This window comes from Rossellomorea yichunensis (assembly GCF_032337515.1).
GTDB lineage: Bacteria > Bacillota > Bacilli > Bacillales > Bacillaceae_B > Rossellomorea > Rossellomorea yichunensis.
The window spans coordinates 21372-47015 of sequence record NZ_JAVYAD010000009.1; the positions used below are offsets into that span (position 1 = coordinate 21372).

Annotated in this window: 23 protein-coding genes and 5 pseudogenes; 13 read left to right on the forward strand and 15 right to left on the reverse strand. The window is 38.4% G+C overall.

The window, feature by feature from the left end; translation table 11 throughout:
• The first annotated feature begins 280 nt into the window (after positions 1-280).
• The 3 genes and pseudogenes from RSX31_RS20935 to RSX31_RS20945 all read left to right on the forward strand — a co-directional run.
• Positions 281-751 carry a hypothetical protein gene (locus RSX31_RS20935; protein WP_315635918.1) on the forward strand — a complete coding sequence of 157 codons (471 nt, stop codon included), beginning with the start codon at positions 281-283 and terminating at the stop codon, positions 749-751.
• On the forward strand, positions 717-1325 hold the full coding sequence (locus RSX31_RS20940; RefSeq protein WP_315635919.1) for a hypothetical protein: 609 nt from the start codon (positions 717-719) through the stop codon (positions 1323-1325). The genes RSX31_RS20935 and RSX31_RS20940 overlap by 35 nt, the downstream gene beginning before the upstream one ends.
• Positions 1326-1611: 286 nt before the next feature.
• Positions 1612-2070 (forward strand): annotated as a pseudogene (locus RSX31_RS20945) (IS6 family transposase); the annotation flags it as partial.
• 1664 nt (positions 2071-3734) lie between these two features.
• On the opposite strand, the gene RSX31_RS20950 reads toward RSX31_RS20945, so the two are convergent.
• Complete coding sequence (locus RSX31_RS20950) at positions 3735-3995, reverse strand: hypothetical protein (protein ID WP_315635920.1); 261 nt, start codon at positions 3993-3995, stop codon at positions 3735-3737.
• 342 nt (positions 3996-4337) lie between these two features.
• Between RSX31_RS20950 and RSX31_RS20955 the strand changes: the two are divergent.
• Positions 4338-4484: pseudogene (locus tag RSX31_RS20955) on the forward strand (IS6 family transposase); the annotation flags it as partial.
• Between the two features lie 293 nt (positions 4485-4777).
• Here RSX31_RS20955 and RSX31_RS20960 read toward each other — a convergent pair.
• Both RSX31_RS20960 and RSX31_RS20965 read right to left on the reverse strand, forming a co-directional pair.
• Positions 4778-4903, reverse strand: coding sequence for a type II toxin-antitoxin system RelE/ParE family toxin (locus RSX31_RS20960; RefSeq protein WP_397548117.1), 126 nt, complete (start codon positions 4901-4903; stop codon positions 4778-4780).
• A gap of 6 nt (positions 4904-4909) precedes the next feature.
• Positions 4910-6694, reverse strand: a complete 1785-nt coding sequence (locus RSX31_RS20965) for a SpoIID/LytB domain-containing protein (protein WP_315635921.1) — start codon at positions 6692-6694, stop codon at positions 4910-4912.
• Positions 6695-7494: 800 nt separating this feature from the next.
• Here RSX31_RS20965 and RSX31_RS20970 point away from each other — a divergent pair.
• Positions 7495-8726: pseudogene (locus tag RSX31_RS20970) on the forward strand (IS110 family transposase).
• A 291-nt stretch (positions 8727-9017) separates the two neighbouring features.
• On the opposite strand, the gene RSX31_RS20975 reads toward RSX31_RS20970, so the two are convergent.
• The 6 genes from RSX31_RS20975 to RSX31_RS21000 all read right to left on the reverse strand — a co-directional run bounded on the left by RSX31_RS20975 (position 9018) and on the right by RSX31_RS21000 (position 12083).
• On the reverse strand, positions 9018-9149 hold the full coding sequence (locus RSX31_RS20975; RefSeq protein ID WP_315635922.1) for a hypothetical protein: 132 nt from the start codon (positions 9147-9149) through the stop codon (positions 9018-9020).
• Positions 9150-9328: 179 nt separating this feature from the next.
• The gene (locus RSX31_RS20980; RefSeq protein WP_315635923.1) at positions 9329-9493 is read right to left on the reverse strand and encodes a YvrJ family protein; all 165 of its coding nucleotides are present in this window, start codon (positions 9491-9493) and stop codon (positions 9329-9331) included.
• A gap of 52 nt (positions 9494-9545) precedes the next feature.
• Entirely contained in the window at positions 9546-10094 is a 549-nt protein-coding gene (locus tag RSX31_RS20985) for an N-acetylmuramoyl-L-alanine amidase (RefSeq protein ID WP_315635924.1), read from the reverse strand.
• 18 nt (positions 10095-10112) lie between these two features.
• A complete protein-coding gene (locus RSX31_RS20990; RefSeq protein WP_315635925.1) occupies positions 10113-10745 on the reverse strand; it encodes a D-Ala-D-Ala carboxypeptidase family metallohydrolase in 633 nt (210 codons plus the stop codon).
• 547 nt (positions 10746-11292) lie between these two features.
• Positions 11293-11511, reverse strand: coding sequence for a hypothetical protein (locus tag RSX31_RS20995; protein ID WP_315635926.1), 219 nt, complete (start codon positions 11509-11511; stop codon positions 11293-11295).
• 2 nt (positions 11512-11513) lie between these two features.
• Positions 11514-12083, reverse strand: a complete 570-nt coding sequence (locus RSX31_RS21000) for a sigma-70 family RNA polymerase sigma factor (RefSeq protein ID WP_315635927.1) — start codon at positions 12081-12083, stop codon at positions 11514-11516.
• A gap of 346 nt (positions 12084-12429) precedes the next feature.
• Between RSX31_RS21000 and RSX31_RS21005 the strand changes: the two genes are divergently transcribed.
• Complete coding sequence (locus RSX31_RS21005) at positions 12430-12744, forward strand: hypothetical protein (RefSeq protein WP_315635928.1); 315 nt, start codon at positions 12430-12432, stop codon at positions 12742-12744.
• 20 nt (positions 12745-12764) lie between these two features.
• On the forward strand, positions 12765-12956 hold the full coding sequence (locus RSX31_RS21010; protein ID WP_315635929.1) for a hypothetical protein: 192 nt from the start codon (positions 12765-12767) through the stop codon (positions 12954-12956).
• Between the two features lie 784 nt (positions 12957-13740).
• On the opposite strand, the pseudogene RSX31_RS21015 reads toward RSX31_RS21010, so the two are convergent.
• Positions 13741-13995: pseudogene (locus tag RSX31_RS21015) on the reverse strand (DDE-type integrase/transposase/recombinase); the annotation flags it as partial.
• 1665 nt (positions 13996-15660) lie between these two features.
• Entirely contained in the window at positions 15661-17574 is a 1914-nt protein-coding gene (locus RSX31_RS21020) for a stage V sporulation protein D (protein ID WP_315635931.1), read from the reverse strand.
• Positions 17575-17714: 140 nt separating this feature from the next.
• Between RSX31_RS21020 and RSX31_RS21025 the strand changes: the two genes are divergently transcribed.
• Complete coding sequence (locus RSX31_RS21025; RefSeq protein ID WP_315635932.1) at positions 17715-17903, forward strand: recombinase family protein; 189 nt, start codon at positions 17715-17717, stop codon at positions 17901-17903.
• A 176-nt stretch (positions 17904-18079) separates the two neighbouring features.
• Here the strand turns inward: RSX31_RS21025 and RSX31_RS23360 are convergent, their stop codons facing one another.
• Positions 18080-18304, reverse strand: a complete 225-nt coding sequence (locus RSX31_RS23360; protein ID WP_397548118.1) for an ArdC-like ssDNA-binding domain-containing protein — start codon at positions 18302-18304, stop codon at positions 18080-18082.
• A gap of 851 nt (positions 18305-19155) precedes the next feature.
• Between RSX31_RS23360 and RSX31_RS21030 the strand changes: the two genes are divergently transcribed.
• The gene (locus RSX31_RS21030) at positions 19156-19380 is read left to right on the forward strand and encodes a hypothetical protein (RefSeq protein ID WP_315635933.1); all 225 of its coding nucleotides are present in this window, start codon (positions 19156-19158) and stop codon (positions 19378-19380) included.
• Between the two features lie 43 nt (positions 19381-19423).
• Here RSX31_RS21030 and RSX31_RS21035 read toward each other — a convergent pair whose 3' ends face one another.
• Entirely contained in the window at positions 19424-19558 is a 135-nt protein-coding gene (locus RSX31_RS21035; protein WP_315635963.1) for an RCC1 domain-containing protein, read from the reverse strand.
• 328 nt (positions 19559-19886) lie between these two features.
• Between RSX31_RS21035 and RSX31_RS21040 the strand changes: the two genes are divergently transcribed.
• Both RSX31_RS21040 and RSX31_RS21045 read left to right on the forward strand, forming a co-directional pair.
• On the forward strand, positions 19887-20222 hold the full coding sequence (locus tag RSX31_RS21040; protein WP_315635934.1) for a spore coat protein: 336 nt from the start codon (positions 19887-19889) through the stop codon (positions 20220-20222).
• A 189-nt stretch (positions 20223-20411) separates the two neighbouring features.
• Positions 20412-20702, forward strand: a pseudogene (locus RSX31_RS21045) (recombinase family protein); the annotation flags it as partial.
• Between the two features lie 118 nt (positions 20703-20820).
• Here RSX31_RS21045 and RSX31_RS21050 read toward each other — a convergent pair.
• A complete protein-coding gene (locus RSX31_RS21050) occupies positions 20821-22779 on the reverse strand; it encodes a hypothetical protein (protein WP_315635935.1) in 1959 nt (652 codons plus the stop codon).
• 233 nt (positions 22780-23012) lie between these two features.
• Between RSX31_RS21050 and RSX31_RS21055 the strand changes: the two genes are divergently transcribed.
• On the forward strand, positions 23013-23909 hold the full coding sequence (locus RSX31_RS21055; RefSeq protein WP_315635936.1) for a vanadium-dependent haloperoxidase: 897 nt from the start codon (positions 23013-23015) through the stop codon (positions 23907-23909).
• 455 nt (positions 23910-24364) lie between these two features.
• Here the strand turns inward: RSX31_RS21055 and RSX31_RS21060 are convergent, their stop codons facing one another.
• Positions 24365-24946, reverse strand: coding sequence for a MerR family transcriptional regulator (locus RSX31_RS21060; RefSeq protein ID WP_315635937.1), 582 nt, complete (start codon positions 24944-24946; stop codon positions 24365-24367).
• A gap of 287 nt (positions 24947-25233) precedes the next feature.
• Between RSX31_RS21060 and RSX31_RS21065 the strand changes: the two genes are divergently transcribed.
• On the forward strand, positions 25234-25503 hold the full coding sequence (locus RSX31_RS21065) for a type II toxin-antitoxin system HicB family antitoxin (protein WP_315635938.1): 270 nt from the start codon (positions 25234-25236) through the stop codon (positions 25501-25503).
• The last annotated feature ends 141 nt before the right edge of the window (positions 25504-25644 follow it).

Consider the following 25644-nt stretch of genomic DNA (forward strand, 5'->3'; position numbering starts at 1 on the left):
TTATTTGTGAGACTTCTTATCAGGAACATAACCCAATTCTTTAGACGCAATTTTACTTGCATTCACTATTTTTCTTGCTAGTTCCTTATCTAACTTTTGTTTGGCCATAATCAAGCTCTCCCTTACAAGGTTTTGTAATACCATTATGGCCAGGATGATTTTCCTTTATACCTGGTCTACTCCCCTTCCCTATCTCATATAGTAATTTAAGTAGAATTATGGGATTACGATTCTCGGAAATTACTAATTTTAATGGCAGCAGAAAGTGGGGGAAAGGAAGATGAAGCATAAACCGATTGCTCCATTATTCTTTGAAGAAAAAAAGGAACAAGTTAGAAAGCCTTCTGTAGCTCGTTCAGGTGACCATAAACGTAAAACAAGATTTGATAAATCAGCTCCAATGAAATTTCCTGTGACTGATGATGAAAATAGACAGTTTAGACGGTTATATCAATCTTTAAAGAACGAATTAAGTGCTGAAAGTATTACTCAATTTTTTACGATGCTTGTGAGGTTCGGATTAAGACATCCTGAAATGTTAGGCAAGTCCTCTACATACAGGAACACCGAAACTCATAAAACCGTTAAACCCAATCAAGTTGAAAAAGAGTTGTTAACCAATCTCTCCATTGAATGGAATGTATCCGAAAGAAAAGCTCTTCATGGCGTTGTCTTTTCAGTATTAAGTTATATCGAGAAAGGGGGCCATGTAACACGTGAGAAAGTACAGCCGTTTAGACCTAATAAATAATGCTGTTGTTGATCATGCTGGGGGTCTCATACACCGTCTATTTGAGTCTAAACATGCTCGATTAAATATAAAGGTTCCTTTGTATGATTTAAAACGTGCCCAAGTGTTTGTGGGGACGATTAATGAGATACTTGAGGATGAAATGGATGATATCTACACGGTAGAGGAATTAATAAACCTTTTCTTCTTAGATTTTCTTCGTCAGATTGATAGAGGCATGAACTATGACACTTTAGCTAAATGGATTAGAGGTAGCCAGGAAGAAGAGGAGATAGATGATCTTTCCATCAATCATTATCTTGAGGGGAAAAAAGAAATGAATATACAGGACTTAAAACAACATTTCAAAAAGAGGAATACAAGGAAAGAAGAATATACGTATATCAGTGTGAAAATAGAAAAGCAACATGTCCTAAGAGGGGAAGTACTTCTTCACGATTTACAAGAGATCCATCCTGACCTTCAACTGGATGTAGAAGAGTTTTTAACCCTTCGATTTAGAGATATTATGAAGCAAGTAAAAGCTGGGGAGTTCCAAATCTTAAAGAATATTGTAGAGCTTCTGACTACATAATTTTTTAAGAAAAAGTCTCCAAACCTTTCGATGGATCAATTTTAAAATATTCTTTGGGCAACTACGGTCTGTACAGTAAGGAAAAGCGTCTTTTTTAATTCCGATACATGTCGTTTCGGCATGAAAGAAAAAGCTAACCAGGGGGAATTCCCTTTCCGTCAACCCCCTATGTTCCAATTTTAAGTACTGGTTCAAAAAACTGGAACTGATAGTAAGTAATCTCTAAATCTTGGACATACTGATACTATTAATCTAAAAAAGGTGTGTGATCAGTATGGAAAAGGAAAAAGTAAAAGGCCAATGGATGTATTTATATCGTGCAGTCGATTCAGAAGGGAATACCATTGATTTTTATCTAAGTGAATCAAAAGATAAACAAGCAGCCAAGCGCTTTTTCAAGAAAGCCTTGGCTGCTTCTCATATTTGTAAACCTCGTGTTATAACAGTAGACAAAAACCCAGCCTATCCTGTAGCGATTCAAGAGTTAAAAGTAGAAAAACAGATGCTTGAAGGCATCCAACTAAGGCAAGTTAAATATCTCAACAATATGGTGGAACAGGATCATCGTTTTATAAAGAAGCGAGTTCGTTCGATGGTAGGATTGAAATCATTTCGTACAGCTACTTACATACTGAGTGGCATAGAAGCGATGCATATGATGAAAAAGAAGCAGGTTCACCAAGGGGTGAAGTCTGCCCAAAACCAAAAAGATTTCATCCATAAACGGCTTGGGTTAGCTTCATGAATTAGCAATTTAATGGAAACTGACACTTTATGTTTCTAGCGAGTAATTTTCGCACCAGAACCGTATTTTTTTTAGTATCACTCATATCAGAAGATCATTTCGTACCAAATGAATATAAACTCTTTCTAAGTTTAGCAACCAGTTTCTTTCTAACGACAGCAACCTATTTCATTGCCTATTTTCTAATGTTCAATCTCCAATAGTAAAAGATAGAACTCAAAAACCTTCAAAGAGATTTGATTTGATTATTTTTCCTCTTGTGTGCTTTCTTGTCAATTCGGTATTTATTTACATTCAATTCAATTAAAAAGGAGCCTTTAAGGTTCTCATAGCAGGCTTAAGCCTGCTTTATTTATGTTTAAAAGTATTCTGAATTGTCCAAGCTAGAAGTAAAAAAAGGGATTGATGAAGAATGAAGTGTAAACACTGTGGTTGTGAAGTTCGTTCTAGTAAAGCAATTTATCATGATCGTCAAAAGATGTGCGCTGGATGTTTCAAGAAATGGAAAAAGATTGGGCGCAATGTCAAGAAGTACGCCTAATAGATTTAGTCACAGGGTGAAGTAGGGAGCCAAGCGCCGACGGCGCATCGACTCCCCCTTCCCGAACCGTACGTGCCACTTTCACGGCATACGGCTCTCCAAGAACTGTAGTACCTCCAGTCTCTAAAGGGCTGTTTGGCTCATCCGAGTTACCCCTTTCCACATAGAAGTTTGTTCTCTGTGATCCTTTCCCCAAGTAACTTGGATGCTGTCCCGTTCGTCACTGTCCACTCCTTGTGGTTGGCTCTTAGCAGGAGTTCTACCGGTTCACAACCCTTGATCCAGTAGTGCCAAGTCATGGGTTTCAGCACTTTTCCAAAGGGACAGAGCTTCGTCCGACGTGACTGGGATTTAAGCAGTATAGCCTTCACCATATGTAGCCTAGCTGACTTGCATCTTGCTCATAGTGTTAGAGCTTACAAGCCTTTTAACGTCATGCTCTTGTCCCCCCAGTCCTTTCGGATGAGGTAAGACGACGCTTTACTCACATTACTCCAGTGAGACTGCCATCGGCAGTAGAGACACCCAAATCTCATGGGCGCACGGTTACTGCTCTAGTCCGTCATAAGATTTACATAAAATGATATCAGCTTATTAATCTACCGTATCTTTTCCCACATTGAGTCCCAAAAACGATCGTTATTATTACGACGATAAAATAAGTTTGCATCTTCCCCTATAGCTGAAAAAACAAATATACTCTATACAAGAGTTCTTTATCGAACTGTGTAATTACTCATAGGGCTTTTTGATATCCTTTTAATTATAGGCATTTCTGCAAACACAAGCACAAGTAAATAATCCATACATAAGATAATATCGGAAATTCCAAATCTTCCTTCTTTCGGAGTTTATCCTAAGAAATCGGTATAGTAAACCGATTTCTTTTCCTTTGTCAAAATTAAGGGGAAAAATCTTATGAATGTAGCACAATACGATTAAATTCTCCACAAACACCCAAACAAACCATTTACGAATACATAAGATAATATGAGAAAGAATTCCAATGTGTCTTTCTTCCCAATTTCATCTCATCTTTGGGGATTGGTTCAGTTAACCGATCCCCCCTTTTTAATTTAGGATAGGTTACACTTAGATTTTTACACGTATCTCGGATTACCCCCTAATAGAGCACTTTCCCATCTTTCTTTACGGGTATTACTCTATACTGATCGTTTTTATTGTAATTCTTCTGATAAAAGTCAATGATGTCCAAATGATTGACGCACATTTTTAATAGTTCTGCTGCTAACATGGTTTTAGTCATGTCACAGCTTATTGCAAGCTTTTTTAACTTCTCGTGAGTGTCATTGTCTAAGCTAGCATTAACACGAGTTTTTTTATCTGATCTCGGTTGTTTTTGTCTCAAGTCAAACTTAATCATAGACCTTCCCCCTCTTTATTTTTTTTGAAAAACATACGTAATTTTCTAAGTTAAGTCACTAACACTGTTACACTATTACACTGTTAATCTGTAACACTTTATGTAATGGGTTGAAGTAATATTCCTTTATTCTCAAGCTTTTAACCTCCCTCAACCCTTTTCAAAATAAAAAAAAGACGCCATCACTAGGATGGCGAAATAAAAGGGGGTTAATAAAGAACATATGTTCCATTTATAGAGTAATCCCTTTCCAAATTTAAGTAAAGTTTATACAGTTTTTTATTCATATCTGAAAGTTGAATATTAATATTCAAAGGTTGTAAACGTTGATTTCATCAGTATGCGATGGTAGGATTGAAATCATTTCGTACAGCTACTCACATACTGAGTGGCATAGAAGCGATGCATATGATGAAAAAGAAGCAGGTTCACCAAGGGGTGAAGTCTGCCCAAAACCAAAAAGAATTCATCCATAAAGGCTTGGGTTAGCTTCACGAATTAGCAGTTTAATGGAAACTGACACTTTATGTTTCTAGCGAATAATTTTTGCACCAGAACCAGGAAACTCAAAGCTTGGGTTTACTGTTATGTTTAAGTTTTTCCAATACGACGCTAAGTTCCCTCATAATAAAAGTGAGGTACCTAAAACAGTTGGGGTCTGTGTAGCAATGGAACTAAATCACGCAATAAGCATTAGCGGACATTGTTCTTACGTATAAAAAGAAAGACTCTCCAATTTGGGAAAGTCTTTTTACATTTAAAAATAGGTTTGTGTGTTGTCGTTACTTATAGATGTCACTACGATTTCCAACAGCTTGTATGTATATCACTTTCTCATCATGGTTTATGTCAAATATAACCCGAAAGGTTCCAACTCTAAGTCGATACAGATCCGTGTCAAACCCCATACTTTGTTACTTTTCCCCGGAACCCCCAATTACAGACACATCTGTCAAAGTCATATTTGAGTAATACGCTGTTAATATTTGATCAAAAGTCCATCCTTCTAGCCCTAATTGAGAAGCTCCGTATTGACTCATCCCTACACCGTGACCATTTCCACCTCCGAAGAATGTAACACCAGATTCTTCGTCTATTTCAAAACTAAAGAAAGCTGATGGTAGAATCGTATAGTTTGTAAGTGGTGTAGCCGAATAACCACTACTTCCACCAGTGGCGCGGTGTAAGGTAACTGGTCCACCTAGTGTATAAGTAGCTGATGGTCTAATGGTGAATCGAATATTGTATTCCTTCACAATTTTATAGGTTCCTGTTGAGCCTTCAATTACTAATTCCATAATATTGCCGCCATCACCACGTTTTACAACGTACATATTGTTAAATTCTCCAATGCCTTCGTCAGGAATTGGAAGGCTCACAAATTCACCAGATTCATTTTGGGTTAATATAAAGTTAGGATCTGCCGCATATCTTGCCTTTATATTATTATTAATGGTATTGGCTAATTCTTCGTTAGAGAAACTTACTTTCCATCTAAAGTAAGCTGATGTGTCATCATATCCTCTGTAAGAAAGTGTCTTATAAAACTCTCGAATTTCTTGCTCATTTGACGTGTCTATTTCTAGCATTTCACTAGTATCATTTGGATCGAATGTATGGCTTTTTGCTACTAAATATGGAACTTCCTGCCCTGGGAAGGTCCCGTCTGCATCAGCCCATACTTGGTGTTTAGATGCCCCAAAACCACCAGAAGTAGAATAATACCGAGCATCTACTAAACTACCACCATTACTATACATAATGACTCCTTTTGTTTCCTGTACTGCTTGTGTAGTTAGAGTATTTTCACTCGAATTGTTATACACCTGGCTCATGACACTGTCTAAAACAAAATAACCACCTTTCGCAAATCGATCGGCTAAATAATCACCTACAGCATAGGTTCTAGCTGCAACAGCCTGTGATTTTAAAGCATTTAGCCCGAAAGAAGCTGGCATTTCGCTAGGAACTACCTGGTATAAATACTCTTCAAAATCCACTTCGTTAATTAATTTGAGTTTATCGCCTGTTAAAGTTGCCGTTATTTCAAAAAAACCTCGATATGACGGATCCTTAACTGCTCTTGTAATACTATCTACTTTTATTTTACTTCCCTCGACTGTTGACACATATAATCTATTAGATGTCGTATATATTTCCGTACCGTCTTGCTTTTTAACTGTTACTGCATGTGAATCAGGTGTAAAAGTAATCTTCTCATTTTCACCAATCTCAAAAGCTTCATTTGTAATCTTATCAACAATCTTAAGCCCGGTTGGGGAACTCAATTCTATCTTTTCATGGTCGATAGACGCAAAACCTGTTGTCATGATACCAACTCTCATATTTTTAACCGGTGTCGGTCCATCAATAAAGATTTTTGTAATTTCTCCTTTATGATTTACCTTCACAGTGATATTTTCTGCGCCAACTCTTACATCACGAAGTGATTTTTCAATATTTTCCCCTTCTATTTTCTGTGTAACTTTATAATTTTCAGCAAGTTTTATAACACCTTGAATTTCTAATTCTAGCGTTTTGTTGGTGGTATCTTTGGACATAATCTTTTCTGAATATAAATCCCAGGATTTAGCCGCTGCGACATTAGCCTGTCCAAGTAACAGCTGTGGAAAAAGTCCAACTATTAGTAGAATTGCTGCCATTACATGCATTAACGTTAATACCTTTTTAGTTTGCATAATTTACCTCCCTTTTTTGATAGCGCTTTCTTTTTATCAGATAAAAACTGGAAATATGTAAGATTTCTCCTTCTTTATAGATACTATTACTCTAACAATTATAGAAAACGCGTATAAAAAGGTCAATATAAAATTTCAGAATTTTATAATTATTTTTAAAATTAAATTTCACTTACACTGAAAATTTTTCTGTCACTAAAATCACAAAGGATAATTCAACCTGTAAATTTCTTTGTAGGCCTAAAACCAGCAACTGACTACTCCGTGTTTTTGATAATTTAGATTTGAGCCACTTTCATACGAAATGATCACATAAAAAATGAGCCACATGATTTCCAATTCTAGTAACCTCTCTTATGATAGAAAGTGACCAAACTTACTACATAGTCGAGGGGAAGAAAAAGGATGATCGAAATGGCTAAATTCTATAATATCAAATTCTTAAAAGAGGTTGAAGGTTTATCACAAAGGCAAATTGTTAAGTACAACCAATGGCCCTATTTACTAAAACAACGGTGTTGGTTGTTGTTCAACTAACGCCCCCTTCGTATTATAAGGTTAACCAGAATGTTATATATTTCTGGTTGACCATTTTTTATATGGTTTTATTATAACAGTAGCCAGGGTAGAACGTCCGCCCCCGTGGGACTTAGATCCCGTCAGTTAAACCGTTCACCCCCTACTGGTAGAAACATGTTTGAGGCTGGTTGGGACAAAGATCTCGTATAACAAGCGAAGCTATGATACTACTAGGAGGACTAGGGGTTACTGGCAAGTTGAATTAGAGGAGGAGATGGAGAATGAATCCAGTCGTGGGTCTGGATGTATCAAAAGGAGAAAGTGAGGTTCAGGCCTTTTTAGATAAGGGAAAACCTTACGGTAAAAGTTTCAGTATCAAGCATGATCTTGATGGGCTAGGCTCATTACTTGAGTTTTTGGAAAGTGTAAAAGATAAAACCGGCATTAAACCTCGGTTGTACTAGAAGATACCGGACATTATCACGCACCAGTGGTTCAGTTTCTGGAGCAGCATAACTATTTATTAATCATCGTTAACCCTTTGATCTCTCATCGAGCTAAAAGCTCTAGTTTACGGAAAGTTAAAACGGATGCCATCGATGCTTATCGTCTCTGTGAGCTTTACTACAAAGAGGATTTAGAACCCTATAAAAGACGCGGGATTCAGCTTTTGAACCTACGTAATCTCACAAGACAGCATGAGAATATTACTGGGATATACGTTCAAACCAAGCTTCAATTCCAAGCAGTGTTGGATCAAATCTTCCCTGAGTATAGAGGTGTGTTTGGGGATTTATATTCCGTTGTTTCTTTGCTTCTTTTAAAGGAATTCCCCGCATCAGAAGATATTCTGGCTGTTAGTGAAGATATGTTGGCCGAAAAAATCAAGGAATTCTGTAAGAGTCGCTCTAAGAGGTGGGCAGAAGAAAAAGCTCGAGATCTTAAGCAAGCTGCAGCACGGAATCCATTTAAAAAGACACTTTATCAGAGTCATTTACTGAGTCTTAGTATGTATATTGATATGCTTCTCCAATACAAAGAGCATCTATCAAGATTGGAGTCAGAGATAGACGCTCTCGCAAAAGAAGTTGAAGAATATAAGATTATCCAATCTATCCCTGGTATCGGAAAAATCGCGGCAACGATCATTTCTGAAATTGGTGAGATAGACCAGTTTAATCACCCTAAAAAGCTTGTAGCATTCGCTGGGGTTGATCCAGAAGTGTTTGAATCAGGTAAGTTCAAAGCTACTCTTGTTCGAATTACAAAACGTGGTTCAAGTAGATTAAGGCATGCCTTATATATGGCTGTTCGTTCTGGTATTCGTGACTGTCGCAAGCAAAAAACAACAGATGAAATCATCCCTAGAAACAAGAGATTGAGAGCGTTTTACGATAAGAAGCGTGAGGAAGGCAAACTTTATAAAGTCGCCGTCATTGCTTGCGTAAATAAGCTCTTACATTGGATCTATGCCATATTAAAAAACAAAACCACTTTCCAAGATATAGCCTAATTAAGATTTCCATCTAAATAAGACAAAACCTTCCAAACTTATGACAGTGGAAGGTTTTTTGGCATGCCTATTTTCAGTATAACACGAGTTAATTTAAGTTTTTATTGAAAAATGTTGACAAACTATTAGCTGGTTTTGTTGAAGACCGAAAAGAACAGCCGGCTTCGGTTTTGGCATATTCACTAACTGTTCAAGGTTCTGTATTTGAATGAACTTCACAAAGGGACTTTCGGTATTGTAACGAGTATCAGTTATCACAATGACGGTAGGACACACCTTGCGTTCCTGTGGCTACCAGGCTTCATTTTTCCATTCTCCAGATAATCGATAAGCTTCATAACGATCTACTTTCTCACTCATGATTTTATGGGAATATACAGAACGCTGTATCTCCACAAAGAACGGGGCACGTTTCCATATCATGAAGAGCTCCTACTAGCTCGTAATTGGATACTTTAGCTGAATCGGTTCTCTTGGAGAAAAATTCACGCTCTTTTGCCTTATAAAATGTGTGACATTTTATTTGGTTGCTTAATTATAAATGGTTTTAAATGTTTTCTTGACTTTTAATAAAACACTGCAGATTCCTCTCCTTTTCGGGCTCATTTATCCGACTTGCCTTCCTGTTTGGAGAACGCTTTGGATAAAGCGTGAATGGCAAGTTCGAGTTGTTCAAGTTTCTTTTCAAGCTTGACGAGAAGAAAAAGAGTGACTGCAATCGGAAAACCGAAATTGCCCAATAATTGAATGAACACAGAATGTTCCATTGCGAGACCTCCTTATGTTTGGTTGCTTGAAAGGACTGTCGAAGTTGCTTGTCTATGGCTGCAGATTGACTGCTTTTGCAATACCTGAAGCGAGGGCCTGTGACAATCCTTGAATGAATGTGTAATTTTTTAAATAAGAAGCATCCCCGGCATGGTCGATGAATAGATTCTCGAGTAAGATTGCCGGCATTGCGGTTTCCCTCAGTACAGCGAAGTTAGCTTCTTTCTGCCCTCTGTCACGAAGACCGAAGCCTGCATAAAATTTCATTATTTCAGCATGGACGATATCCTGGCGCCTCCCACTTTCGGTTCCTGACGTACCGGGGTAGATAAAGCTTTCAAACCCTGTCCCCCCGCCGGCATTATGGTGGAAGGAGACGAAGTAATCTGCACCAAGTCCGTTCGCAAATTGTGCCCGCTCTGACAATCCTACGTAGACGTCTGTTGTCCGCGTTAAAATGGCCTCGACGATATATTGTTCTTCCAGAAGTGCCCGTACCTTTGAAGCGATGGTTAATGTCAACTGCTTCTCTTGCAGGCCGTTCCCCGTTGCACCGGGGTCTTTCCCGCCATGGCCGGGGTCAAGTACGATCTTTGGCATGCTCATCATTCTCCCTTCTTAAGCCCAATACCAGAATTGAGATCCGTATGGGTACTCGATGCGGCTGTCCACATGGACAAAGGTATTGTATTGGATAATCCCGCTGAATCCACAGGTTTTTGCAATTTCTGCTGTTTGGTAAGGTGTCTTGCCTGAAGGGTCGGTATCTGCTGCCACCCCGTACAGGTGCATGCTGTTTGAAGCCCCTCCGACATTGCTGTTATGGTTGATGCTCCTGAAGCCCGAATTGATCGTGATCGGCGCATTGCCAAGCTTCTTGCGAAGAGCTTCCAGCTTGTACATCAAGCGGCGAACACTTTCCTTTACCTGGCTCGATCCAACTTTCCCTCCTGAAAAACCGCTGCCGTCTTTGGAATGGAATTCACTGAAATTGAAACTTGCAGTGGAACCGTCGCTGCTCTCAAGTGCATTCAGCTGATTGTGAGTCTGGGGACCGGCAATTCCATCAACCGATAACCCGTAAGCACGCTGGAAACGCTTGACCGCTGCCTCCGTTCCCAGACCAAAAGCTCCGTCGATTGTTAATTTGGTCTGTGAAGCAGAATCAGAAGCCCATCCCGCCACGCGGATTTGAAGTTCCTTTACATCACTGCCGGAATCACCATTTTTCATCGTTCTCGTCCAATTCATAAACTCATCTCTCCTCAGGTTTAATGGATTTTTGGTTGGAGGCCAGAGCTGCATCGATTTAATGCGCTGCAACTCTGGCTTCAGTAGTAAGACAGCCAAAAGGGATGCAGAGTAAGGGGGGCCATCCCCGCCGCGCTTATTCCGTTTTGCTTGCCTTACACTTTATAAAGAAGAGGGAGGGTGGGAAATTACAACCTTGGAAATAAAAACTTTTCTGAGATAAAAAAACAAGTAAACACGAGGGGGAGCGTGTTTACTTGTCCTTTTTTAATAGGTATGGAACTTCACTTTCAACTGTTTCTTTATAAAAAAGTTCGATCAAAAATAGGCTGTGATCGCTAATTTATTAATGTGACTAGATTTTGTTTTTGGAAAAAAGATTGATCAAAACCTTTAATTCTCTGATGATTTAGACCACATATTTTAAAATGAAGTTTGATCAAACTTTTTTATAAACGGTTAAACTTTGTTTTAAACTGTACGACTTTATTTCAAATCAACATCAACGTTAACGTGTGCCGCAGGATCTGTATCTGCATTGCGGCGGTTATTTCGGTAGATCAAATAATCCGGGCACATCTTCAAGGGAATAGTTCCGGACATACGCAATCACTTTGATCCTTAATTCCTGTTCAAGGTCTTCGCGGTTTTCCTGCTTCGTCAAGTGCAGCGATTTCAGGATCTTGGGTTCAAATGTTCGGACCACGTTAACTTCATAAAGAGAGTTATTCTTTGCTTCTTTCACCATGTCATAAAGTGCGTTCATTCTCATGCTCCTTTCTGTAATTCTTCTCTTAATCTTGCCAAAGCGTTCCGGTGGGATTTCGAGACAGCCTGCTGCGTAACCCGGAGGACCCTTGCAATCTCTGTATCACTCATTCCGTTTACATAGGCGAGGTCAAGAATCGCCCTTTGTTTGTTCGTTAGTTTTCTAAATGCAGCCAGAAGCGCATCGTCACTGATTGCATCTTTCAAGGATTGTTCGGGTAATATGAAAGATTCCTCGGAATCGGGAATTATGTCTTTAAACGTTCCTTCCTTCTCCCCGCTGAGTGGCTGGTCGAGGGTCAGAAGTTGCCGACCGCGGTGGAGACGGATTTTTTTATCAAAATTGACGCTATGAAAATACAAAGATGAACTTACATAGGAAGTAAATCGGATCGCAAAATAATGAGCCTTGAATGCTTCGTTAAGGTAATCCTCCGCTGAAGGGCTGGGTGATGTCAAAAATTCTTTCAGAAGTTCTTGATGTTTTGACTGGCTCAAAAATGATTCCACTGCTTTGTTTCCTTTTAAATCGGGGTAGATTCGATAAAATTTTTCTTTTAATGAGTCCATTTTCTTCACCACCATTAGAACATATGTTCGATTAAATGTTAAAAAAAAAGCGGCGGATACAATTCCTGCTTTTATAGTATATAAAGAAACCTCTATAAAAAAAATGACAACCCTATTATTTAATATCATCCTAATGTACTATTCATTAAACCATATGCCGTTTTTTTTCTGAAGGGAGGAATGCACTAATTTCCCCTAAAATTGGAGAATCGCTAGGGATGACGAGATTGGAGTGCAACCTATTTTCTAAATGGTATATACTTATTTGTTTAAAGGCTTGATTACAGGGTTGATGCTCTAATCCGTCACATAAGTCTTAACACTGATGAATGGGAAAAGACGTTCAATGGGTTGGTGTTCAACAACGGGAGTATGGAGCGATAAGGAAGAGAAAAACAAACGGTACGAGCTGAACATTGGAGCTGAATACCTGGACATTGAGTTTATGGAAACGATGGATACGATGCTTCATGAGATGGTCCACCTTTACAATGCGATTCATGGCGTAAAGGATTGTTCAAGAAATGGCACGTACCATAACAAACGCTTTAAGGCAGAATGTGAAAGGCGAGGTTTTTATTTTCCAAGTGAAAAGAATGACCGATACGGATGGGCTTTCCCTAAGCTAACGGAGAGGCGAAAACGAAAATTAGAGGGTTAGACATTAAACAAGAAGCTTTTGTGATTGCTCGTAAAGGTGGAGGAAGTGGTACCGCTGCTGGAAGTGGTGAAGAGAAAGCTGAGACAGAAGAAAAAAAGAAAACTTCTTATAAGTGGGTTTGCCCTGAATGTGGGTTAATCGTACGATCAACAAAGCCTGATATTGCATTGAATTGCATGATGTGTGATAAACAACTGGAAGAAGAGGAATAACCGAAATAGACCGAAGCTGAATAATCAGCCTCGGTCACTTCTTTAAGGTTTGTTGTTTGAATCGAGTTGCCCACCCCTGCCATTACCATTCAAACCAGCGTAAGGCAATGGGTTGGTGCACGACTCGAAAGATTTGGGGCGATCGGCAAGGAGAAATTAAACTTTACGAGATTAATATAGCTGCTGAATTCCTGGACTCTGATTTTTTTGAAACCATGGATACGCTCTTATATGAATTGGTACATTTGCACAATATTATAAATGTCGTTCAGGATTGTAGCCGTGGCGGGACTTATAACAACCGAAAATTTAAGCAAAGGCTGAAAATCGAGGGTTTTATTTTAAAGAAGATAAGCCAGATAAGCGTTATGGGTGGTACAATCCGAAACTAACAGAAGAAACAAAACAGAAAATCTCAACACTTGGAATCGATGAAAAAGCGTTCATTATAGCTCGTCGAGCGATGGAATTACACCGAGGAGAGGGAAACGAAGCAGAGCAGCCAGAGGAAAGAAAAAAATCTTTTAAATGGGTTTGTCCTAGCTGTGGTTTAATTGTTCGTTCTACAAAGCTAGACATTTCCATTAAGTGCATGGAATGTGAGAATCGACTAGAAGAAAGGGACTGATTAACTCAGTCCTAATTATCTTACTCCAGAAGCTAATTCATTAATTGTATTCCTATTTACTCCTCATTTTTTGGCCAACCATGTTTGAGAAATACCTCGTTTATCAAGCCATTCCCTAATTTACTTCTTTTTTGGTTCTGGTGCAAAAATTATTCGCTAGAAACATAAAGTGTTAGTTTCTATTAAACTGCTAATTCGTGAAGCTAACCCAAGCCGTTTATGGATGAATTCTTTTTGGTTTTGGGCAGACTTCACCCCTTGGTGAACCTGCTTCTTTTTCATCATATGCATCGCTTCTATGCCACTCAGTATGTAAGTAGCTGTACGAAATGATTTCAATCCTACCATCGAACGGACTCGCTTCTTTATAAAACGATGATCCTGTTCCACTATATTGTTCGCTATTGTTACGACGATAAAATAAGTTTGCATCTTCCCCTTTAGCTGAAAAAACAAATATACTCTTTACAAGAGTTCTTTATCGAATTGTGTAATTACTCATAGGGCTTTTTGATATCCTTTTTAATTAACGGCATCTCTGCAAACACAAGCACAAATAAATATTCCATACATATGATAATATGGGAAATCCCAAATGTTCCTTCTTTCGAAGTTTATCCTAAGAAATCGGTATGGTAAACCGATTTCTTTTCCTTTGTCAAAGTTTCAGAACTTTTTTGATTAAATTCTTCACAAACACCCAAACAAACCATTTACGAATACATAAGATAATATGAGAAACAACCCCAATGTTTCTTTCTTTCCAAGTTAACCTCATTTTGGGGGATTGGTTCAGTTGACCAATCCCCCCTTTGTAATTTTATATAAATTTTCATCATTACCATATTTTAAAGTAATTACACTTTTGTCATACTTCTTACTATGGGTACCCAATGACCTATCACTTGAGTTTTCATTAAACAACAATCTACCTTATAAGAAATAACTCTTGTTTTCTTGCCTTTTCTTAATGTTTCTATGAAATTTATACTTAAACCCTAAAAGTGGTTAACTAATAAAAGTATGGCCTGGTGGATCCCCACATTTCTCTTGGAAGTAACCCTCCCAACTCTCGCAGAGTCTACGCTTCAAAGCTCTTTAAAGAGTGAAGGAAAACTAATAAAGATATCCTAACATTACGAGAGTACCCATTTACACACGCTGTTTATTTTTGGTGTTTCAATGGGTTTTTTAACATCCTTCGGATAGAGCTACCCGATCGATCTTCAGCAATAGTCCCACTAGTTGAATAAGTTAATATAATTTCCTAAATCAGCATTCGATAGAGAGGTGGACTATAGAATATCAGCTCTTGATTCGGATTTTAACTCTGCAACTTCAAAATATCACCTACTAAAGATTCTGATATAAGGCTTTTTTTATGCCCTACAAGTATACAGTTCTTTTTGTTGACTATCCAAAATATCACCTATAAAATAGGTCAACCAGATATAAATCTGATTGACCTTATAATACGATTGCCCAATTTAAAGGAATAGCAGATGTGCAGACGACATTAAGTGCACTCATCGATTTATTTTACTCTAACTCACCCTTATATTCTCTTGACCCGTATCCTTGGCTTGTGCTCCCATTTATCAGCAATTTCATTACAAACTATCTTATAAAACTCCCTATTATGTATAGCACCATCATCATTTTCCCAAAAGTCTTCTGATATCAATACTTGGAGGGGAGTATGATAGGTTCGTATGTCTCTGACACAACTGTTTCAGCCTTTAAAGGAAACATTGTTGTATCAAGTTTGATGAAAACATATTTATCAAACTTTTTTATAAAATTTTCCTACTAATTTACAAAAATGAACTTATTTTTGATCAACCTTTATTCCAAAGATAACAAAATCAGAACCCTAACCATCTCAGTTAGGGTTCTGATTTCTTGATATTTTCTATGGATGTAACTGTTTCCTGGTGATGTAAATAGCATGCAATTAGTATATGCAACGTGAGATATTTGATACTGTCTGAAATCCCCAGTTTCGAGCGATCTTATTATAAATCTAGATTTAAAGCCACTCTTTATATAGAAATAACTTTTAAAAAGTTGGGCGATTTATTCTCCTATTAAAATTCTTATAGTTGACCCTTCTGCAATTTTCACTCCTGGGTCTGGTGCCTGACTGACTACCTTATTGCCTTCTCCACTAATATCAAGTTTGAAGTTAACCAACTGTTCTTTAAGTTCTTTACGGGATAAACCAACTAAATTGGGAGTTTCCACCATGGGAGTATCTAGCCAGGTGGTTTCTTTCTCAATTTGATCTTTACGCTTTTTTACACCTAGGGCGCTTAGACTATCTTTAATAATATTTCCCACAATCGGAGCAGCTACTTGTCCACCAAACTGTATAGTTCCTTTTGGATTATCAACGGCTAGATAAACTACAATTTCAGGATCATCAGCAGGTGCAAATCCCATAAATGAAACAATATGATTATTTTCCATATATCTCCCATCTTTAACTTTTTGAGCTGTACCCGTTTTCCCTCCTACCCGGTAACCTTCTACAAATGCTTTTTTACCTGTACCTTGAGCCACTACACTTTCTAGTGCTTCTCTTACCTGCTTTGAAGTTTCTTCTGAAATCACCTTTTTCTTGGCAGTCGGGGTATTCCGCATGACCACTTCTCCTGTTTCCGGATCCACCAATTCTTTAGCAACATATGGTTGATAAAGAGTCCCTCCATTAACGGCAGCTGACACCGCAGCAACCTGCTGTATAGGAGTGACTGAAACACCTTGTCCAAATGCAGTTGTTGCTAATTCAACTGGGCCAACTCGGTCTAAGTCGAAAAGGATTCCTTTACCTTCCCCATGAAGATCAATTCCAGTCTTCTGCCCAAAACCGAAGTTTTTTATATATTGAAACAGAGTTTCTTTCCCTAATCGTTCTCCTAATTCAACAAAACCTGGGTTACATGAATTTTGTACCACTTCGAAGAAGGTTTGTGTGCCATGCCCCTCTCTCTTCCAACAATGTAATGTTGAACCTGAAACTTCAATATGTCCTGGGTCATGAAACTGTTCTTTTGTTAAATTCACCTTATCTTCCTCTAAAACTGCTGCTAGAGTAACAATCTTAAATGTGGACCCAGGTTCATACGAACTCCAAATAGGTAAATTTCGATTAAAGATCTCTTGAGGTACATTCTTAAAATTATCCGGATCAAACGTTGGTCTGCTTGACATCGCTAGGATCTCCCCATTTTGGGGATTCATAGCTATTGCTATAATTCCATCAGGTTTGTAAGTGGCTTGTGTAATGTCCAATTCTCTCTCAATAATCGTTTGAATTTTCGTGTCGATGGTTAAAGTAAGATCGAGGCCATCTACTGGAGGTTGATAGTCATCCGCCATATTTGGCATCCGTTTACCCTTAGCATCGGAATAAAATTTTACTGAACCTTGCTCACCACTTAATTCCTTATCGTAATAAAGTTCCAACCCCATTAACCCTTGATTGTCGACACCAGCAAAACCTAAAACATGCGAAAGATAGCTGTCAAAAGGATAATATCTTCTCGAATCCTCTCCAATATAAACACCTTTCATATTTAAGTCTTCAATTTCTTTTGCCTTATCATATGAGATTTTTCGCGCTTCATTGATACGCACAATCGATGAATTTTGCGTCATATACTTATAAATTTTCTCTTTTGAGATATTAAGTGAACTCGCAAGCTTTTCCGCAGCCTCAGCAGGGTTTGTGATCTGTTTTGGAATTACAAAAACTGTTGGTGCACTTTGATTTGTTGCTAGCTCTACCCCATTCTTGTCAAGGATTTTTCCCCGTTCTGGCTCAAAAGGAACATTTCTGCTCCAGGAGTCTTTGGCACCTACTGTAAGCTTGTCCATAAAAAATTGTACATATCCTAGCCGAATATCAATGATTGTAAATATAAGTATTCCGACTATAAAAGCAATTACTAATCGTTTTCTTACTGTCACATTGGATACCCGTTTCACCTTTGCATCCTCCCCATCATTAACTCATTAGGGGATATGTATGCTTTGACGATTTGGGATATGATTGATATAGATGTAATGACCAATAGATTATTGCGGGTAGTGACAGGTTCGCTGGTACTACCCCTCGAAATAAGTTTGTGGTTTACAAATTAGATCGTTTTGCTAGGTCAATAAAACAACTAATTGAAGTTGCTGATACACTTGGAGAAAAAGAAGTGGAGTTTATAAGCATTCAAGATGAAATTGATACAAGTACAGCCGTGGGAAAAACTGTGTTTGGAATGCTTTCAGTCTTAGCCGAATTTGAACGGGACATTAGACGTTAACGAACCATGGCTGGCCTAAAGACAGCCCGAACTCGGAGCCGTAAAGGTGGAAGAGAATGTAATTTCCCTTAATATTAAAATACCCGTAAGCTTCTCCTGTATCACCGAAATGTAATTTTTATCTATCCATTCCTGCAGTAATGCTTTTTCTTGTTCTCCACTTCCTTCAAGTCTTTTTACAACTGGGGTTGGAACTCTTTTCCGTCGGTGTTTGAAACATCAAAGACATTCACGTATCGAAAGCCATAAAGGACCTTTTTTTCCTTCTCTGTATTCTTTCCAATTAAAGGGGCAATTACTTTTATTTCCTTAGCTCCTTTTTTGACGAAACGTCCTTGTTTTTTCCACTCATTAAATCCTTTTACTAGGGGGCTTGTGGATTTTGCAAGTGAATTTAAAATGGTATTGTTAAAACTGTAGTTATGGGGAGTTAGAGAGGAATTTCAACCACTCCTGGAATTTCTCGCCGTTCATAAGTTCTTGAATCCCTTGATCTAATTGTTCTTTGATTTCTACTAGTACTTTGTTTTTCGTCATTGGTTTTCCTCCTTTGGTTTTTCGATTTCATTTTTCCCCTTTTGCAAGTAGAACGAACAATGAGTTTAGAGAGGGGGCAAGGGTGGTTTGAACAACAAAAGTTTTTTATGTTGATTCGGAAGGCAAAAGGGGAAAATCCATAAAAAAAGAAAGCAGCCGGATATTGGTTGCTCTCCTTTTGTCTTTTATTCTTTTAATTTTTTGTTCTTCAGTTTTTTAGAATTCTAAGGTTTTCGACTCGTTCGGTGTGGGTTGATGGGAAAAGGAACCGGAACCAAGGGGGCGTTTGACCGAAGGGAATTAGTCCCCCTGGTTCGCTTTTTCTTTAATGCCAAAGCGACACACGTATAGGCTGTAGTGCTGCCGCCTAAAGAAGACTCTCAATATTTATCAGTCTTTTCAAAAAATGCATATCTAAAGGCGAACTTGGTCATTAACATAAATGACGTCAACCGATATATATCCATAGAAACAACTACAATTTTTGTCCAACTGGCATTTTTACGAACGTCAATATAATTGTACAAAGGGGGATGAAAATGAGTTACTGGCCAACTGGATATCCAGGTGAATAAAAATAGCACAGAGCTATTTTCGATAGAAATTCCACCAAAAACTTTACCTCCGGGACGAAGTTTATCTTCGACCATCATTTAAGCAATACAGGCACCTATTTTCTCTATTTCAATATCATGTATTTGAAGGAGTAATGACTATGCCATGGCAACAAAAAATTAGATATTTGATTGGCCAGCCTGTCGGTGTTTCATTAGCAAATGGGCAAGGAACGTCAGGTATTTTGTGTGGTACATCTGGTGAAAAGCTACTTGTAATTGAATATTTGTATCAAGCACAATTTGCCTTAAAACAATACAATTTTTATATGATTCAGGATATAAATGGATTTCCACCTTGTCACAACCCCCAACCATTATATTAATGAAAACCTCCCTCTTAATAGAGGGATTTATTTTTTTCTTACTTCACAGTTTGAGAAGGTAGGGCAGTTGGATACCGCGCCAGCTGCTTACATCGCATTGGCCATACTCATTCCAACCTACAGCCAACACCGTTCCGTCAGATTTAACCCCAAAGGTATGACGATGACCCGTCGCTATAGTATCTTTAGGTCACTGGTTCATCTTCAACACCGCTTCCTTCGGTGAAATAAAATCCATATTTCAGCTCCTTGAATATATGCAATTGTATGGTTGATTGATAAAGGAACCATATCTAGCTGTCCTTTACGTTTATTCCATTATCTGGCCTGATAAAAAAAGGGACGTTTTCTTTACTGTTTGAAATTTTTGTATAGATCTCAATACATAGCATTCGTTTTAAATCCTAAATTGATTTTGTTGGTGTTAATGGGGATTTATACTAGTACATACATCCACCATTTCACATAATTTATAAATGTAGATAATTAAGAAAGGAGTGGAGAAAATGTATTGTAAACCATCTCAAGTATTACCAGCGATTGTTCATCCTACTAAATGCTGCACTCAGCACACATACAACAACATTGTTCAACCTCATATCCATCCATCTCACACAAATACCATTAATCATACAAATGTTCAGAATCAACACTACTATCCTCATTCTCAATCTGTTGCAAATGAAGTAACAAGCCAAGACTATAATATGGGACCAGGACCAAGCGTGGCTGGAGCGTATACACCAGGAATGCCAGGACAAGTGGCTGGGGCACATAAGCCATCACCGGGTTATGGTGGTGCTTGTTGTAATTCAGGATATAAGAGGGGTCTATTTCGTTAATTCCCAACAAAGAAATTGGTAAAAAGATAGGCTGTCGAGATTTTCTCGACAGCCTTTCAACATTGAAAAATGTAGTTTTTTTGTTTTCCAATTTTAGATTATTCATTTTTAACCTCCAGTAAACTTGTATATTTTTATACTCTTTTGGCTCTTAACCATGAAAATGAATAGATTGAATTTTACGTCATTATGGATACAAGAACCTCTACGGGCAAAGCCATGTTCCAAATGATGTGCGTCATCGCTGAATTAGAAAGAAACCTGATTGCCGAGAGAGTAAAGGAAGGACTCGAAGCAAGTAAAAGGCGTGGGAAAACCTTACGTAGACCCAGGTTGGATAAAGAAAAGCTTACTGTTGCGCTAAGGATGTATGATAGTAAAGAATATTCTATAAGGGAAATTGTTTCGGCAACTGGAATATCACAAGGTTCCTTATACAGAGTGGTCAATAGAAGAAAGCTTGAAGAACTAAAAAAATAGGGTTTTATTATTTCTCCAAGTTTACTTTGCGGTCTACAGCAGGAACTCTGTCACTAAGTCTTATAGTAACCTTTTTAAAAGCCGGTAATGAGTAAAAGATTGATTCATTACCGGTTTTTTAATCATTTTTACAGGAACACTCTTCAGGTGGACAGACACATTCGATATGCACATCATATGGTTTCGTGTAAATCTTTTTGTCATCAATGACAACAAAAGCTCGGATTGAGATGCGACCTTGCATCCCATGGTTAGGAATGATTTTTGATGAATAATGCCCTTCCTTATCTGTGATTGCAGGATTCGGTGCGACGGTAGACTTATAGTCCTTTTCCTTCACTTCAAAATGAACTTTGAGATTTTCAAGTGGCTTGGAGTCACACAGTACTTTTCCTGTGAGACAGGCACCTTTACATCTCACTTTTGGTGGCACTTTAAACGTCAATTTGACTTCTCTGCATTCCTGGCAGCCTGCATAAACAAAGGCTTTCTCTACGATTTTCTTTTCATCCTCTATCTCAGTGCTTGCCGAGTACTTAACGTCTTCGAATGGCGTATTCTGCGGTACTTTAGCGGCACTTGAAAACCTTCCAAGTTCATCTGTATACACAACATCAGGTTCAAACCGTAAAACTGGACTCGACAGTTTTACTTTCACATCATTCAAGGGTTTCTTGTCACAACAAACTTTTCCGCTCACCTTTCCGCAGCAGTCTATCTCTTTTATATGATCCAGTTCAATGGTCGGATCTTTGCATTGGCAATGAATTTTGACTGTTTTGATCATTGACTTGATCATCTTGTCGCCAAAGATTGTCATCGCCTGAATGGATATGTCTTCAGATTTTCCCGAGACAGGTGTGATCTTTGTTTCATATTCACCTTGTTCATTAGTCCAGGCAGGGTTGGGATTCACTTCCACAGCACCTGGTGATGAATCTATGATAGTAATCGTGATTGCAGCATTTCGGATAGGGGTTCCGTCACAGGTTAATTGCCCGGTCAATTTAGTGCCTTCACAAGGGATGACTTCGCATGGCACTTCTAAAGTAAGTTTAGGCTTTTTACACTTATTACAGCCTGCCATGACTTGGTCAGTGTCCTCCACTGTTTTCCCACTCACCACTGCTTTAGCTGTGTAGAAAGCAGACTGAAAATCAGTTCCGTTTTTCACCTTGACGACCGACGAAAATTCTCCTTTCTCGTTGGTCACTGGAGCAGAAGACCTAAACTTCAGAATTGGTGAACCGGTTAGTATTACCGTGATATTCGACTGTGGTACGCCATCACACGTAACTTTCCCACGCACGACGGCACAGCAATCGATTTTCTTTAATTCACCTAATTTTATGTCCGGTTTCTTACATTTGGCGCAGCGAACCTTCACTTCTCTTGTTTCTGAGGTAACCGTTTTTCCTCCGATTTTCGTTGATGCTGTAATCGAAATGGTCTCATTCACCTCTGGAAAAAGAACCAGAGTTGCTGTAAATTCCCCGTCACCCTGAGTAATCGCAGGATTTGGAGTGATAACGACACGCTTGGATTGTGATTCAATGATAAATGAAATGGCCGCATTCCCTATTGCCCTTCCATCGCAAATGAGTCGACCAGAAAGTTTTGCACCCTTGCACCCGACAGGCTCCTTGATCGTGTCCAGGGTGAGTTCAGGATGTTTACATTTAATACAATCCACTCTCACTGACATCGAATCCCTGACTTCTTTGCCGATGACCACTGCCGTTGCGGTCACGATGACGTTTGGTATGATCGAAGTGCCCGGAACCACGGTCACTTTCGTTGAAAACCGGCCGGTGCTATCCGTGACAGGATTTGGGTTATCAAAGACCAGTCCCGGGAATGATGACGACAGATTAACCGTGACACCTTGGAGGGGTTGATAATCACATAGCACTCTACCACTGATGATGCCTTCACAGCTGATCGTTCCAATGGCATCTAATTGTATCGTTGGATTCGTACAACCTTCAAACGGGAAAATCCCGGAACATCCCCTGGGAGGTAAATCGATATTACAATCAATGAATTTTACTAAGGATGGTTTTTTCTTTTTTCTCACTATACTCATTCCTTTACACAGAACTCTTCTGTTATCTTATTCAAGAATGAGTAGGCTGTTCTCATAAACGGGAGAGTTAAAATAAGCGATGGAATGGTAAATAAAAACCTTCACAAAAACTTTGACTTGATTGAAATATGACGATATTACTAAGGGATGTGTGAAAGCCTAATCACATTTTATATTCCTTTCATAATATGATTTATTAAGAATTGGTTTGAGGTGACGAAATTTTGAGTGAAGATTATTTATGCTGGACAGAGATACCTTATGCAGGGGAAGTGACATCGCCTACTGACCCGGTTACTCCTGAAGCTGGATTGTGGTCACTTATATTTTTGAAACGTGACAAACAAGGAAGTTACCTTGATCCAATTGGGAGAAAACTCCGATTGCCTATAAAACATCCCAGCTTTATCGATTTTGAAAAAGAATTACGGATTGTTCAAAACACATTAAATCAGCTTACACCTTATGAAAAAAATATTGCGAATTATTATGGTACGGGAGTTCCCACCAAACAGTGGACCCCTGTGATCGATCGCTTAATAGATACGTATGATGTAACTCCAACATATGCAGCGCGAATCTTAGCTGCTGTGCAGGCTGCTATTAATGACACGTTGATTGTTGTATGGGATTTAAAATATGAATGGGATGTTGCACGGCCGAATCAATATGATCAGACGCTGGAAACATTTATATGTACACCGCGTTTTCCAACCTATCCATCCGGTCATGCCACCATGTCAGGTTGTGCTGAAGTGGTGCTGAGCTATTTCTTCCCGAAAGAAGCAAAAAAGCTTCGAAAAATAGCTGATGACAATGCGCTCAGTCGTTTATATGCAGGAGTTCATTTTCCATCAGATAATAACGAAGGACTCAGATTAGGAAGATATATTGGAACTGTTATTGTTAATCACTTAAAAACACAACGTAATAGTAATTTAAAACCAATTGATAATCCATTTAGAGATTTCCGGAATGCTAATATTTTTTCAGATGACTACCAGCAATTTATTCCCTATGATTTCCCCAAAACATGTACTTCTCTTGTAATGGATAAGAAAAAACTTAGTTCGGGTAAAGATAATAACATTCATGTTCCCAAACCATTATTATATTTATAGACCTCTTCAAACCGAAGAAGTTTCAGCTTGTAGACAAAGTCTAAAAACTAGACCAAGTCTAATAATGCTCAAATTCCAATAAATCCTAATGAGAAGCCAGGAGAGAGTTCAAATCATATGATGGGTGATAATAAGGACACAGGTGATTTCCAATAAAAGTATTGCCAACTATTATAAAGTTAGAAAAAGAGTCAAACCCTTTGTTTTCCTAGATAAATCAAACAGAGGAATAGTTAGAAATGTATAGAGTATACATTTCTAGTTAACATAAAGTTAAATTTTCGTAAGGTAGAAAAAGAGCCAAACCCAGATTTATCAAGGGTTTGGCTCTTGGTCGGTTTTTATCGTTCATACACCTTTTTATACATCGTTGATTTATCAACGTTTCTAGCTTCTTCAGAAGCCTGGCAACTGCATAAAAAAGTGGGGTTTTATGCAGTATCAATAGGTAGCAATTACCCCTTAAATAAATACTTTAATTTTTCCCAAAAGGACTTCTTTTCAGGGTTCTCGTTATTCTCGTCTTCTTTGGCACTCGCGAGAAGTAAAGATGATTGCATAGATTCTCGTAAGGATTCAACTAACAATCTATCACGCCTCTCTAAGCTTTCTTCAATGTACTTAGATTGGTTATTAAAGATTTCATTTTGTTTCTGTATGGCTTCTGTTAGATTTCGTATGTGTTCGTCTTGCTGACCTAGGCGATCTGCTTGTTCTTCTAACTTCTCATTCATCTTAGTTAAAATCTCACCTATCTCATGCTTCTCACGTTTGCCCTCGCCGTTCTCAACGTCAATAGTGACAGGGACTCCACTATCTGTAAGTATCTTATCAACTTCTTCTGTGGTTTTACCTTCTTCATATAGTCGTCTCATATTCTTTATAACGGGTATAGCTTCTTCATGAATGTTATAGGCTTTATGTTGTTTACGAATCCTTACCAAGTGCTTGTGGTTCGTTAAATAACGCCTTAACGTTTGATGGGGTATGTTCAGCTGGTCAGCTACTTCGGTGATTTTATACCACTTCTCACTCACTCACACCCACTCTCCTTTCACTCACTTATACATATTGATTCTATAAGTGTAAGGGGTTAACCTCCTTTATTCTCATGAAAAGAACCACAGTTTGCTCATGCTTGCATACGCACCATCTGATTATGCCAGAAGGGGAAAGCCTCCTTACCAACCCTAATGCCTTGAGGGCATTGTCCGTTGCCTTTATGGCAACGTTTTGAGGTCAAAAAGAATAAAAATTTAACTCTTGATAAAAGTTACTTAAAATCATACAATAGAAGTAACAAATTTCAAGAGGAGATTTGATTATGAAGACTTTTATCTGTCAGAGCTGTAATAAACATTTAGAGATTAATAACCGGGTGTACGAAAAAGCGTATAAGGGATTTGAGGACTGCTTGGATTGTCGAGCTTCACATGGCGGCAAGCGAGACGGAGCTGGTCGACCATCACTTGGTACCACGAAAAAAGTGTCCATCACGTTGCCTGATGAGGTATGGGAACGAATAGACGACTCTAAAAAAGAACAGTCGATGTCAGCTTTTTTACGTGAGTTGATCATGGAGAATTTTGAATGAAGTGTTCGTATTGTGAAGTAGAAAATGAAGGTTTAGGGGTCTCACCACATGCCCATCAAGTTAAGGGCAAATTATTACCCCAAAAGTGAAAAAACGCTATCCTTTTCTATAATATGATGGAAAGAATGGTTTTTTATGTTT